At 73.7% G+C, this 11,852-nt stretch carries 14 protein-coding genes; 5 read left to right on the top strand and 9 right to left on the bottom strand.

Going from position 1 to position 11,852, the window contains the following annotated elements; translation table 11 throughout:
• Nucleotides 1-10 precede the first annotated feature (10 nt).
• A complete protein-coding gene (locus ACGFMM_RS18150; protein ID WP_393647350.1) occupies nt 11-544 on the top strand; it encodes an exo-alpha-sialidase in 534 nt (177 codons plus the stop codon).
• On the opposite strand, the gene ACGFMM_RS18145 is transcribed toward ACGFMM_RS18150, so the two are convergent.
• The 4 genes from ACGFMM_RS18145 to ACGFMM_RS18130 form a co-directional block, all read right to left on the bottom strand.
• Complete coding sequence (locus ACGFMM_RS18145) at nt 466-2,379, bottom strand: ABC transporter ATP-binding protein (RefSeq protein WP_393647349.1); 1,914 nt, start codon at nt 2,377-2,379, stop codon at nt 466-468. The genes ACGFMM_RS18150 and ACGFMM_RS18145 overlap by 79 nt on opposite strands.
• The gene (locus ACGFMM_RS18140; protein WP_393647348.1) at nt 2,376-2,882 is read right to left on the bottom strand and encodes a hypothetical protein; all 507 of its coding nucleotides are present in this window, start codon (nt 2,880-2,882) and stop codon (nt 2,376-2,378) included. Before ACGFMM_RS18140 ends, ACGFMM_RS18145 begins: the two co-directional genes overlap by 4 nt.
• 14 nt (nt 2,883-2,896) lie before the next feature.
• Nucleotides 2,897-3,427 carry a MauE/DoxX family redox-associated membrane protein gene (locus ACGFMM_RS18135; RefSeq protein ID WP_393647347.1) on the bottom strand — a complete coding sequence of 177 codons (531 nt, stop codon included), beginning with the start codon at nt 3,425-3,427 and terminating at the stop codon, nt 2,897-2,899.
• Between the two features lie 74 nt (nt 3,428-3,501).
• The gene (locus ACGFMM_RS18130) at nt 3,502-3,687 is read right to left on the bottom strand and encodes a hypothetical protein (protein WP_393647346.1); all 186 of its coding nucleotides are present in this window, start codon (nt 3,685-3,687) and stop codon (nt 3,502-3,504) included.
• A gap of 246 nt (nt 3,688-3,933) precedes the next feature.
• Between ACGFMM_RS18130 and ACGFMM_RS18125 the strand changes: the two genes are divergently transcribed.
• Nucleotides 3,934-4,374, top strand: a complete 441-nt coding sequence (locus ACGFMM_RS18125) for a S26 family signal peptidase (RefSeq protein ID WP_393647345.1) — start codon at nt 3,934-3,936, stop codon at nt 4,372-4,374.
• The gene (locus ACGFMM_RS18120) at nt 4,371-6,275 is read left to right on the top strand and encodes a BTAD domain-containing putative transcriptional regulator (protein WP_393647344.1); all 1,905 of its coding nucleotides are present in this window, start codon (nt 4,371-4,373) and stop codon (nt 6,273-6,275) included. Before ACGFMM_RS18125 ends, ACGFMM_RS18120 begins: the two co-directional genes overlap by 4 nt.
• Nucleotides 6,276-6,335: 60 nt before the next feature.
• Here the strand turns inward: ACGFMM_RS18120 and ACGFMM_RS18115 are convergent, their stop codons facing one another.
• Nucleotides 6,336-7,190, bottom strand: a complete 855-nt coding sequence (locus tag ACGFMM_RS18115) for a DMT family transporter (RefSeq protein WP_393647343.1) — start codon at nt 7,188-7,190, stop codon at nt 6,336-6,338.
• Nucleotides 7,191-7,299: 109 nt separating this feature from the next.
• Here ACGFMM_RS18115 and ACGFMM_RS18110 point away from each other — a divergent pair, with 109 nt between their 5' ends.
• Nucleotides 7,300-8,403, top strand: a complete 1,104-nt coding sequence (locus ACGFMM_RS18110) for an AI-2E family transporter (protein ID WP_393647342.1) — start codon at nt 7,300-7,302, stop codon at nt 8,401-8,403.
• Nucleotides 8,404-8,425: 22 nt separating this feature from the next.
• Here ACGFMM_RS18110 and ACGFMM_RS18105 read toward each other — a convergent pair whose 3' ends face one another.
• From ACGFMM_RS18105 to ACGFMM_RS18090, 4 genes are all read right to left on the bottom strand, one after another.
• Complete coding sequence (locus ACGFMM_RS18105; RefSeq protein WP_393647341.1) at nt 8,426-8,854, bottom strand: heme-binding protein; 429 nt, start codon at nt 8,852-8,854, stop codon at nt 8,426-8,428.
• A 99-nt stretch (nt 8,855-8,953) separates the two neighbouring features.
• A complete protein-coding gene (locus tag ACGFMM_RS18100; RefSeq protein WP_393647340.1) occupies nt 8,954-10,177 on the bottom strand; it encodes an MFS transporter in 1,224 nt (407 codons plus the stop codon).
• Between the two features lie 205 nt (nt 10,178-10,382).
• Entirely contained in the window at nt 10,383-10,799 is a 417-nt protein-coding gene (locus tag ACGFMM_RS18095) for a VOC family protein (RefSeq protein WP_393647339.1), read from the bottom strand.
• Between the two features lie 102 nt (nt 10,800-10,901).
• Entirely contained in the window at nt 10,902-11,243 is a 342-nt protein-coding gene (locus ACGFMM_RS18090; RefSeq protein WP_393647338.1) for a GNAT family N-acetyltransferase, read from the bottom strand.
• Nucleotides 11,244-11,369: 126 nt separating this feature from the next.
• Here ACGFMM_RS18090 and ACGFMM_RS18085 point away from each other — a divergent pair, with 126 nt between their 5' ends.
• Nucleotides 11,370-11,852 (top strand): carboxymuconolactone decarboxylase family protein, encoded by a 483-nt coding sequence (locus tag ACGFMM_RS18085; protein ID WP_393647337.1) that lies wholly within the window; start codon nt 11,370-11,372, stop codon nt 11,850-11,852.

Genomic DNA, 11,852 nt, shown 5'->3' with positions numbered 1-11,852 from the left:
GAGGCTCCTCATGAGGCGGGGTACGAAACGGTCGGGCCAGCGTACGAGCCCCGTCCCGCACCGGTACGGGCGGGGCGGCGGGCGCACCTGGCGGATCGGCTTCGTGGACGCGTCGTACGACGGCTTCGTCAACGCCAACGAGTCCGCGACCGCCGAACTCCCCGACGGCGGGCTGCACTTCCACGCCCGCGACCAGCACGGCACGAGCCCGGGCAACCACGCGGACGCGTACTCCGCCGACGACGGACGGAGCCTGGCCCGCCCGTACGCGCCGCAGCCCGCCCTCGACGCGATGCCGGTCGTGCAGGCCGGGCTGCTGCGGCTGCCGGGGCCGGACGGGCCGCTCCTGTACTCGGGCCCCTCGGCGCCGGACCGACGCGTCGCGCTCGCGCTGTGGGCGAGCCGGGACGGCGGCCGGACGGCGACCCGCACGCTGACCCTGTCCGCGCGGCCGGCCGCGTCGCCCTACGAGTCGATCGAGTTCCGCCGCGTCCCGCTCGCCACCGCCGCCGGAACCCCTTCCACGGGCGCCCCGTCGGGCTGATCCACGTACCCCTCGGCCTGTACGGTGAACAGCCGCTCGTAGACCCCGCCGGCCGCCATCAGCTCGTCGTGCGTGCCGCGTTCGGTGATCCGGCCGCCGTCGAGCACGACGATGGCGTCGGCCTCGCGGACGGCGCTGAGCCGGTGGGAGACGAGCAGGCTGGTGCGCCCGGCGCGATGGGCGCGCAGTCCGGCGTGCACCTCGTACTCGGCGCGGGCGTCGAGGCCCGCGCTGGGCTCGTCGAGGATCAGCAGGTCCCGGTTCTGCCGGACCAGCGCCCGGGCGAGGGCGAGCCGTTGCCACTGACCGCCGGAGAGGACGGTGCCGGCGGTGGGGTCGTCGTCCTCGGTCTCGCCGTCGGCGAAGAAGATCCGGCTGAGCAGGGTGTCGTACCCCTGCGGCAGCGCGGCCACCAACTCGTGCGCTCCGGCCAGTTCGGCGGCCCCGCGGACGCGGTCGTGGTCGTCGAGGCGGTCGAGGTCGCCGACGCCGATGTTCTCGCGGGCGGTGAGGTCGTAGTTCATGAAGTCCTGGAACAGCACGCCCATGCGGCGGCGCAGTTCGCCGGGGTCGATGTCGCGCAGGTCGGCGCCGTCCCAGCGGACCGAGCCGCGCACCGGGTCGTAGAACCGGCACAGCAGCTTGATCAGGGTGCTCTTGCCGGCCCCGTTGAGGCCGACGAGGGCGACCGATCGGCCGAAGGGGATGAACAGGTCGACACCCTTCAGCACCCACGGATGGTCGTCGTGGTAGCGGAACCACACGTCGCGCAGTTCGATGCCGTGCCGCAGCGCGGGCAGCGCACCCGGCTCCCTGGCTGCCGGCGGCAACGCGGTGAGGTCGTCGGGGAGTTCGGTGACCTCGACGTGGTACGCGAACAGCAGCAGCGCCTCGTGGGCCTGGGCCAGTCCGGCGACCAGACCGACGAGCGCGGCCTGCACTCCGGCGACCGCGGCGACGAAGGCGGTGACGTCGCCGGCGGTGAGCCGGCCGGCGAGCGCCGCGTCCACCGCCCAGACGAGACCGCCGCCGGCCACCGCGGCGGACAGCGCGCCGAGCGCGCCCTGCACGGCGGCCTCCTTGCGGTCCAGACGGCGCTCGGCGCCCTGGATCGTGGACAGTTCGCCCAGCATGCGGTCCTTGAAAAAGCCGCCGAGGCCGTAGAGCCGTACCTCCTTGGCGGCCTGCTCCTCCGTCATCAGCGCGGAGTAGAACAGCTCCTTGCGCATCGCCGCCGAGGTCGCGGCCAGCATGCCCACCCGTCGCCGGGACAGCGCCAAGCGGCCGAGGAGCACGGGCACGGCGGCGAGCAGCACGACGACGGCCATGACCGGACTGAGCACGAACAGCGTGGCGAGCAGGCTCAGCAGCGCCACGACGTTGCGGCCGGTCTCCGCCATGCCGCCGGTCACGGGCGAGAGCGAGCCCCCGGACGCCTGGGCCGCCATCCGCAGCCGGTCCAGGTGCTGGGGGTCCTCGAAGCGGGCCAGGCCGTGGAAGCCGTTGACCGCGGTGTGCAGCCGGTCGCGCAGCACCCGGTCGAGGCGCCGGCCGAGCTCGCCGCGCAGGTACTCGCCGAGGTGCGGCAGCAGCGCGCCGAACAGGCCGACCGCGCCGAGCCCCGCCGCGTAGCCGAGGGCGTGATCGCCGCGGCCCCCGGTGAGGTCGTCGACCAGGAGCTTGGTGAGCCAGGCGGTGGCCGGCGGGACGAGTCCGGCCACCACGGCGACCGGCAGGTGTCCGGCCCAGATCCCGGGCGCGGCCTCCCAGCAGGCGGCCCACGCGGTCCGCAGATGGCGCAATGCGCGCCGTCGGCCGGCCGCCGGGACGGTCACAGGGCGGGAGTCGCGGCGGGCAGCTCCGCCACGGCGATGCCGGCCCGGAGGATCACGCCGTCGCCGTCGACCTGGAGGAAGGTGGGGAAGGCCCTGATGTCGACGGCCTTCATCAGCAGGTCGCCCTCGTCGCCGGTGACCACGGTCGGCACGCCGGCGAGGAGCCCGGTCAGCTCGCTTGCGGGGCTGCCGACGACGACGGCGGAGGCGTCGCCGGCCGCCGCGGCGGCCACGAACTCCGGGGCCTGCTCGTGACAGGCCTCACAGCCGACGGAGAAGAAGCCCACGGTGCGCGCGGCGCCCCCGGTGTGCGCAGCGAGTTCGGGGACCCGGCGGCCGACGAGCTCGTTCGGGTCGTAGGCGTCCATCGGTCCGGCGGAGCGGGCGAGCTGCTCGAACCTGCTCTCGTGCTCGCGCAGCCGACGCAGCACGGCGAAGAGCACGAGCAGCTGGAAGACGCAGAGCGCGGCGACGAGCACCAGCGCGACGACGAGATAGGCCATTTCCTTGACTCCAGTCAGCGAGGGGTCGGCACGAGGGCCAGCAGGTCGTCCATGCGGACAACCATCAGGGCCCCGATCGCCGCGGTGCAGGCGGCGAGCGCCAGCCCGCCGGGGTGCACGGCGCCGGGTGCGGAGGCCGCGGCCAGGGCGGCGAGGCCCACCGCCGCGACGGCGGCGAGCAGCGCGTTGCGGATGACGTGCGGCAGGCCGAGCGGGGCGCTGGTGGCCCCGAAGCAGCGGCAGGGCACGAGGCGGCCGCCGCGCCGGGCGGCGAGGATGCCGGCGACGAATGCCGCGAGCACCGCGATCGCGAGGGCGAGGCCCGCGCCCGCGGTGGCGGGGACGGCGAGCAGCACGGCGGTGAGCGCCTCCGCGGCGACGGTCGCGGCCGCCGCGGGGGTGGCCAGGCGGCGGGGGAAGAGGCGCAGCGCGGCCAGGGAGCCGGCGAAGCCGGTGAACGACGAGCGCCTGCGGGTCTTGCCGACGACCGCGGCGAGGAAGACGAGGACCAGCAGGAGGCGGGCGGCGAGCCCGATGTAGTACACGCGTCAGCTCCTCGGCGCACGGTTCCGTGGGCTCCGGGGCCGCGGGGCCCCGGAGCGCCTCGTGGGGTTGCTGCTCAGCACTCGCCCGAGCGGTAGCACGCGCCGCAGCTGCTGATGCCGCCGACGACGTGGCACAGCTTGCGGTAGTAGAACGGGCCGCTGCAGTAGCAGAACTTGTAGAAGCTGGTGTCGGCCTGAGCGGTGGCGCTCGGCGCGAGGCGCTCCAGCACCTTGTCTCCGAGCTTCCTGACAGCGTTCACGTCTGCCCCTTCCGTTGCTGGTCGGTAGGTGGAAATCGATGCGGTCAGGACCCTACGAGCGGGGCGTACAGCGGGCCGTACAGCGGTGCGTACACCGGGGATACAGCGGCTGGACGGGTAACTGTGGTGCAGGGATTGACACTTGTGGCGGATGGGACGGAGGATTCCTGCTCACTCGAAGATCCCTGAGGAAGATCCCTGAGGAGGCTTCAGTTGCGCGGGGGATGGTTGTGCGCAGGAGCGGGCGTGCTCGCCGTGGGGGCCGCGGTCGCGGTCGTCCGGATCCGCACGTCCGTGGTGGTGGTGTCGGTGCGGGGGGACAGCATGGCGCCGGCGCTGCGGGACGGTGACCGGGTGGTCGTACGGCGCCGGCCGCTGGCCCGGGTGCGCCGGGGCGACGTCGTGGTGCTCAAGCCGCCGCCGACGTCGGAGCGGGAGGACGCGTACGGCACCGACCGGCACGGCGCGGCCTGGAACGTCAAGCGGGTGACGGCGCTGCCGGGCGATCCGGCGCCGGAGGGGACCGCGGGGGCCGGACCGGACGAACTGGTTCCGGCAGGCGCGCTGGTGGTGCGGGGCGACAACCCCGACAGCATCGACTCACGCCACCGCGGCTACTACCCCGGCGACGAACTGCTCGGGACCGTGGTGCGGCGGCTCGGCGCGCCCCGGACGCCCGCCGCATGAGCGAAGACGGCGGCACGGCGGACGGCGACTGTCCGAGAACCCGTGCGGTGGTGTTCCGCGCGCTCGGGCCGCTCGAACTACGGGTGGCCGGGGAGCCGGTGGAGATCGGCGCGGAGAAGCAGCGGGTGCTGCTGTCGCTGCTTCTCGCGCACGGCGGGCGGGCGGTGCCGGTGCCCACGCTGATCCGGGAGATCTGGGGCGACGAACCGCCGCGCTCCGCGGTGGCCAATCTGCGGACGTACGTGATGAAGCTGCGGCGGCACCTGCGGCCCACCGGCGCGCGGCTCGCGACCTCGCGCGCCGGGTACGTGCTGCGGGTCGACGACGCGGACTTCGACATCCCGTGCTTCCGGGGGCGGGTGGCGCAGGCGCGCCGTGCGGCTGCCGAGCAACGGCTGCCCGAGGCCGCGGAGTTGTACGGACAGGCGCTGGACCTGTGGCGCGGGCTCCCTCTGGAGGACGTCGGCCAGGGGGCGGCGCTGCGCGCCTTCGCCCAGCACCTCACGGAGGCGTACCTCAGCGCCGTGGAGGAGCACGTCGAGGTGGAATCGGCGCTGGGCCGGGAGGGCAGGGTCGTACAGCGGCTGCGGCACGTCGTCGCGCTGCACCCGCTGAACGAGAGGCTCCGGGGCCGGCTGATGCTGGCGCTGTACGGCAGCGGCGACGCGGCCGGGGCGCTGGACGCGTTCGACGAGGCGCGCACGGCGCTGAGGGACGAGCTGGGCATGGATCCGGGCGAGGAGCTGCGCCGCATCCATCGGGCGGTACTGCGCCGGGACCCGGCACTCGGACGTCCCCCGGCGGGGGCGGGCGGCGGAGGCGGGACCGAGGCGGGAAGCCTCATTTCGGCGACTCCGCGTCAGTTACCCCCTGAGAGCACCGTGTTCGTGGGGCGGCACCACGAACTGGCCCTGGCCCGTGCGGCGCTCGCGACGCCCGGTCCGGCCGAGACGGTGAGCGCGCCGACGGTCGTCCTGCACGGGCAGGGCGGCTTCGGCAAGTCGGCGCTGGCGCTGCGGCTGGCGCACGAGCTGGCGCCGCTGTACCCGGACGGGCAGCTGTACGCGGATCTGGCCGCCCCCGCCCCGGACGGGCGCCCGCCGCGCCCGCACGACCTGATCGCCGGCTTCCTGCGGGCGCTCGGCGTACCGGCCGCGCAGGTCCCGGACTCCCCCGCCGAGGCGGTCCGCCGCTACCGGTCGGCGGTGGCCGGGCGGCGGCTACTCGTGGTCGTCGACAACGCCCGGGACGCGGCCCAGATCCGCCCGCTGATCCCGGCGAACACCGCCTGCGCGGTCCTCGCGACCGGCCGCTCCAGCCTGCCGACGCTGCTCGCGGACCGGATCGCGGTCGGGGCGCTCGACGAGGCGGCGTCGGTGCGGCTGCTGGCGCTGACGGGCACGGGCGAGCGGTTCGTCCGGGAGCGCGCCGCGGCCGTGGAGCTGGCCCGGCTGTGCGGCGGGCAGCCGCTGGCGCTGCGGATCGCGGGGGCGCGGCTGGTGGCCCGTCCGGAGTGGTCGCTGGCCGGCTTCGCCGACCGGCTGCGGGACCGGGCGCACCGGCTCGACGAGCTGCGCGCCGAGGGGGTGTCGGTGCGGGCCTGCATCGCCGAGAGCTACCGGCAGCTGCTGCACGCGCCGCTGCCGGGGCGGGTGCGCTCGGTGCGGGCGTTCCAGCTGCTCGGGCTGTACGACCGCGCCGAGTTCGACGTGACCGACGTGGCGGGGCTGCTGGGCACGGACGTGTACCGGGCGGCCTGCGCCCTGGACGGGCTGGTGGAGGCGCAGCTGGTGGAGCCGGTCACCGAGCGGGTGTTCCGGATGCACGAGCTGATCCGGCTGTACGCGGTCGAGGTCGCCGCCCCGGGCTGTGTGCTGCGCGCGGCCCCGTCGGCGCTGTGAGCTTTCCGGTCGGGCGGCGCACAGCCGCCCGGTCGGGCGGTGCAGGCAGCCGTTCCGTCGTCAGGCGGCGCTGGCCCCGCCCCGGGCCAGGGCGAAGACGCCGAAGACGATCAGGGCGAGGCCGGCCAGCTGGGGCAGCAGCCACCAGCCGGACCGGACGTGCTCCTCGTACAGCAGGATGCCGAGGGCGAGGCTGATGGTGGCGTCGCCGAGGGTGAGCGCGGGCTGGGAGGCGACGAGCGGGCCGCCCTGCATGGCGTGTTCGAGCAGCAGCAGGGCCGCGATGCCGGTCACACAGAACGCGTAGGTCTGCCAGCTGGTCAGGAACCCGCCGATGCCCTGGTCGTCGAGGATGTGCATGGCCGCCTTCATCAGGGCGGCGGTCAGCGCGTAGCAGATCGCCGTGGCCGCCCCGAGGCAGCCGGCCCGGGCGCGGCCGGCGGGCCGGCGCAGTCCGGCGGCGGCCAGCGCCACCACGGCGACGCAGCACACGACGAGCGCCGGCACCCAGCGGTCGAGCGGGACGTGGGTGCGGTTGCCGGCGGGCGAGGCGGCGACGAGGGCGACGCCGAGCCCGCCGACCACCGCGGCCACGGCGAGCCAGAGCGCGGACGGCAGTTTCTCCCGGGCCATCAGGGAGGCGATCAGCAGCGCGAGCGGCAGTTCGAGCACGAACAGCGGCTGGACGAGCGAGAGCGGCCCGGTCGCCAGGGCGGCGGCCTGTCCGACGCCGGCGGCGATCACCGCGAGGATGCCGCCCAGCCACAGCGGGCGGCGCATCAGGTCGAGGATCAGTCCGGGCCGGAACCCGTCGGACTGCGGCACGGTGAGCGCGGCGCGGCGCTGCAGCACCGTCGCCAGCGCGTTGCTGAACGCGGCGAACAGCGAGAACACGACCGGCAGCACGACGCCCATCCCCCGATCCTCGGCCGTGCGCGGCCGGACCGCCCATCGGCGGCACCGGTCGGGCGAATATGAGGCCCGGGGCGTGGCGCGGAGCGCCCCGGGTGGTACGTCGTCGGTCATGCAGCCCGCCCCGCCACCGCAGGTGGTCCCGTTCCTCCGCACGGCCGCCGCCTACGCGTGGCGGGTGCTGGTCGTCGGGGCGCTCGTGTACAGCCTGTTCGCCGTGCTCGGGCGGTTCCACGAGATCGGCGTGGCGGTGTTCCTGGGCCTGGTGATCACCGCGCTGCTGCGGCCGGTGGCCGACATCGTCGCCCGGGGGCTGCCGCGCCCGCTGGCCGTGGCGCTGACCCTGCTGGGCGGGATCGCGTTGGTCCTGGGCGTGCTGGCGCTGGTCGGCGAGGCGGTGGCGAACGACCGGACGACGCTGGTGCGGGAGTTCCGCCAGGGGATCGAGCGGATCGAGACCTGGCTGGAGCGGCCGCCGTTCCGGCTGAACCCGGAGGCCCTGTCGGACGTCCAGGAGAGGATCGGGCGGTTCCTTTCGAGTCATCGTTCGACGCTGGTGAGCGAGGCGGTGAGCGGGGCGCACAAGCTGGTGGCGGTGCTCACCACGCTGGCCCTTGCACTGTTCAGCTCGGTGTTCTTCATCCATTCCGGGGACCGGCAGTGGGCGTGGTTCACCGGGCAGTTGCCGGTCTCGGTGCGCGACCGGGTGGGGATCGGGGGCCGGGCGGCCTGGCGCACGTTCACGGGGTACACGCACGGGATCGTGCTGGTGGCGGCGGTGAACGCGGTGCTGGTCGGCGTGGCGCTGTGGCTGCTCGGTGTGCCGCTCGCTGTGCCGCTGGCGCTGCTGGAGTTCATGGCCGCGTTCGTTCCGCTGATCGGGTCGCCGATCGCGCTGGCGGTCGCCGCGGTGGTGGCGCTGGCGTCGAAGGGTCCGCTGGTGGCGGCGATCGTGGTGGGGCTGATCGTGGTCATCGGCCAGATCGAGGGGCATCTGCTGCATCCGCTGGTGATGAGCTGGGCGGTGCGGCTGCATCCGCTGGTGGTGGCGATCTCGGTGATCGCCGGCTCGATCGCGGCCGGGGTGGTGGGGGCGGTGGTGGCGGTACCGCTGGTGTCGGTGGTGTGGGCGGTGTACATCGCCCTGCGGGAGGCCCGCAGGGCGACGGAGGGTGAGGCGGGCGCCGGTGAGGCGGGTACGGGGGTGAGTGTCTGAGACCCGCTGGGACCCGCCGGGCTCAGGCGAGGACGCCGAGGGCGGCGGTCGCGAAGCCGTGGTCCTGCTCGGGTGCGCCGCCTCCGACGCCGATCGCGCCGATGAGCCGGCCGTCGCGGCGGACGGGGACGCCGCCGGCGATGAAGAGCAGCGGACGGTCGAGAGCGGTGGGCAGGCTGTGGAACGGCCCCTCGGGCTTGACCAGGTCGACGAGGTCGGCGGTGGGCGCGTTCAGCTGGAGCGCCGTGTACGCCTTGCGGGTGCTGGTCTCGCCGGCGATGAGCACGGCGCGGTCGTCGCGGCGGAAGGCCAGGAGGTGGCCGCCCGCGTCGAGGACGGTGATCGCGACGGCGACGGAGGCGGTCTCGGCCGCGTCGCGGGCGGCGGCGATCAGGGCCTCGGCGTCCTGGACGGTCAGCGGGGCGACGGCGGGGGCGGTGGTGACGGTCATGGTGCGTGCTTCCTTGCGAGGTACGAGGTACGAGGTACGAGGTACGAGGTACGAGGTACGAGGTACGAGGTACGAGGTACGAGGTACGAGTACGGGCGGTCAGTGGTGGGCGGCGGCCGCGACCGGGGCCGGAGCGGCCTCGGGCGTCCCGGTGGCGACGATCCGGGACCGGGCGGCGCGGGTGCGCCGGTCGAGGTACGCGGCCAGGAAGGCCAGCAGCAGGGCGGTGCCGGAGAGCAGGGCGCCGACCCGGTTCGGGGCGGTGTAGCCCAGTCCGGCGGCGATCACGACCCCGCCGAGCCAGGCGGCGAGGGCGTTGCCCAGGTTGAACGCGCCGATGTTGGCGGCCGAGGCGAGGGTGGGGGCGGCGGACGCCTGGTCCAGGACCCACTTCTGCAGCGGCGGCACGGTCGCGAAGCCGAGGGCGCCGATCAGGGTGAGGGTGATCGCGGCGAGGACCTTGTGGTGCGAGGTCGCGGTGAAGACGAGCAGGGTCGCCGACAGGGCGGCCAGGCTGACGAACAGCAGGGGCATCAGGGCGCGGTCGGCGAACCTGCCGCCGAGCAGGTTGCCCAGGAACATGCCGATCCCGAAGAGGACGAGCAGCCAGGTGACCGCGCCCTCGGCGTAGCCGGCGACCTCGGTCATCATCGGGGTGATGTACGTGATGGCCGCGAAGACGCCGCCGTAGCCGAGGACGGTCATCGCCAGGGCGAGCCAGACCTGGACGTTCCGGAAGGCGGCGAACTCCGCGCGGACGTTCGCGGTCTCGGGCCGGCCCTGCTCGGGCACGAGCTTCGCGACGCCGAGCAGGCCGACGACGCCGAGCACGGCGACGAGGCCGAAGGTGACCCGCCAGCCGAGCGCCTGGCCGATGTACGTGCCGCCGGGGACGCCGACGATGTTGGCGACGGTGAGCCCCATGAACATCAGGGAGATGGCCGAGGCCTTCTTCTGCGGCGCGACGAGGTCGGCGGCGACGACGGAGCCGATGCCGAAGAAGGCGCCGTGGGCCAGCGAGGCGACGACCCGGCCGGCCAGCATCAGGCCGAAGGTCGGCGCGAGGGCGGAGAGCGTGTTCCCGACCACGAACAGGCCCATGAGGATCATGAGCATCTTCTTGCGGGACGCCTTCGCGCCCAGGACGGTCAGGATCGGGGCGCCGAGCACGACGCCCAGCGCGTAGCCCGTCACCAGCCAGCCGGCGGTCGGGATCGAGACGCCGAAGTCGCCGGCGACCTGGGGCAGCACGCCCATGATCACGAATTCGGTGGTGCCGATCCCGAAGGCCCCGATGGCCAGGGCCAGGAGCGCGAGTGGCATGACGACGCACCTTCCAGAAATGCTTGCGTGGGGGAGTTACAGATGAAGACAATACTTGCACGCGCGCATTACTTGCAAGCGGAGGCTATCCGCGTCGGAAGGCACGGAGTCGGGGGGCACACAGAAACGCATCGGCCGCTTCCGGCCTCCACAGGGAGGCCGGAAGCGGCCGATGCGGCTCGCGAACGGAACGAAGGGGTGCGGGTCAGCCCTGCTGGGCGTTGATGTTGACCATCCAGGTGACACCGAAGCGGTCCACACACATGCCGAACACGTCCCCCCACATCTGCTTCTCCAGCGGCACGGCCACCGTTCCGCCGCCCGAGAGCCGCTCCCAGTAGCGGCGCAGCTCGGTCTCGTCCTCGCCGCTGACACTGATCGACATGGTGTTGCCCGGCTTGAACTCGTTGCCCGGCGGGTTGTCCCCCGCCATCAGCGCGAAGCCGGCGGTGGTCTCCAGCATGGCGTGCATGATCTTGTCGGCGTGACCCGGAGGCACCTCGTCGCCGAACTCCGCGTACGTGTGCACCCTGAGGGTGCCGCCGAACACCTCCTCGTAGAACTCCATGGCCGCCTTGGCGTCGCCGTCGAAGGTGAGGTAGGGGTTGAGTTTCGAAGGCATGGATGCCGCCTCTCATGGCGTGACAGGGCACGGCGGCCCGGTCATGGCCCGCCACGGTCGAGCCTGCGCGACCGCCGCGACCCCCGCAACGCGGGACCCGGGTCAGCGCCCGAGGACGCCGCCCAGCCACTGCAGGACCTCGGGCGTCACCGGGTCCGTGATGTCGGCGAACCCGTCGTGCTCCTTCAGGAACTTCGCCACATACGGGCAGACCGGCACGATCCGCAGACCGGACGCACGCACATGGGTGAGCGCCTCCTGGACCAGGATCCCGGCCAGCCCCTGCCCGGCGTGGGCGTCGTCGATCTCGGTGTGGAAGAAGACCCGCTGCCCGTCACGGTCACGGTAGGCCGTGAGGCCGGCGCGCTCGCCGCCGACGACGATCTCGTAGCAGTGCTCGGCGTCGACGTTCCGGACGAGAGGGGCGGTGGCCTGCTGGGTCATGACGCACCTTTCAGATAGTTTTAATTTCAACAACTATCGATGATCATAGCCCCTGTACCCGTGATATGCACGGGCGACGACGAAAGGGCCGCCGGAACACCGGCGGCCGGCGAGAAGGAGTGCACAGTGAGCGGCAGCGCGGGAGCGTCCGAGAACGGTCGGGTCTACCTCGACAAGCAGAGCCCGACGGCGTACCACGCACTGGTCCAGACGGCCGAGGCGGTCCGCACCGCCTCGGCGGCGGCCGGGCTCGACCGCATCCTCGTGGAGCTGGTCAACCTGCGCGTCTCCCAGATCAACGGCTGCGCGTACTGCCTCGACGTGCACACCCGGGCGGCGCTGCGGGCCGGCGAGACCGCGCAGCGCCTGGCCGTGCTCGCCGCCTGGCGCGACACCGAGGTGTTCACCGACCGCGAGCGGGCCGCTCTCGCCCTGGCCGAGGCGGCCACCTCCCCCGCGGACGAGCTCGCGCAGGAACGCGCCTACGCGCAGGCCCGGAAGGTGTTCGGGGACGACGAGCTGTCCGCCGTGCTCTGGGTGGCGATCACGATCAACGCCTTCAACCGGGTGTCCATCCTGAGCAAGCACCCGGTCCGCGCGCGCTCCTGA

It is taken from the genome of Streptomyces sp. NPDC048604, from assembly GCF_043199435.1.
In the GTDB taxonomy this organism is placed as follows: domain Bacteria; phylum Actinomycetota; class Actinomycetes; order Streptomycetales; family Streptomycetaceae; genus Streptomyces.
This window is presented reverse-complemented; position numbering and strand designations above follow the sequence as displayed.

What these genes read in the sequence shown, in the direction of transcription:
- ACGFMM_RS18150 (WP_393647350.1), top strand. Translation starts at nt 11, where the DNA reads ATGAGGCGGGGTACGAAACGGTCGGGCCAGCGTACGAGCCCCGTCCCG.
- ACGFMM_RS18140 (WP_393647348.1), bottom strand. Translation starts at nt 2,882, where the DNA reads ATGGCCTATCTCGTCGTCGCGCTGGTGCTCGTCGCCGCGCTCTGCGTC.
- ACGFMM_RS18120 (WP_393647344.1), top strand. Translation starts at nt 4,371, where the DNA reads ATGAGCGAAGACGGCGGCACGGCGGACGGCGACTGTCCGAGAACCCGT.
- ACGFMM_RS18115 (WP_393647343.1), bottom strand. Translation starts at nt 7,190, where the DNA reads ATGGGCGTCGTGCTGCCGGTCGTGTTCTCGCTGTTCGCCGCGTTCAGC.
- ACGFMM_RS18110 (WP_393647342.1), top strand. Translation starts at nt 7,300, where the DNA reads ATGCAGCCCGCCCCGCCACCGCAGGTGGTCCCGTTCCTCCGCACGGCC.
- ACGFMM_RS18105 (WP_393647341.1), bottom strand. Translation starts at nt 8,854, where the DNA reads ATGACCGTCACCACCGCCCCCGCCGTCGCCCCGCTGACCGTCCAGGAC.
- ACGFMM_RS18100 (WP_393647340.1), bottom strand. Translation starts at nt 10,177, where the DNA reads ATGCCACTCGCGCTCCTGGCCCTGGCCATCGGGGCCTTCGGGATCGGC.
- ACGFMM_RS18095 (WP_393647339.1), bottom strand. Translation starts at nt 10,799, where the DNA reads ATGCCTTCGAAACTCAACCCCTACCTCACCTTCGACGGCGACGCCAAG.
- ACGFMM_RS18090 (WP_393647338.1), bottom strand. Translation starts at nt 11,243, where the DNA reads ATGACCCAGCAGGCCACCGCCCCTCTCGTCCGGAACGTCGACGCCGAG.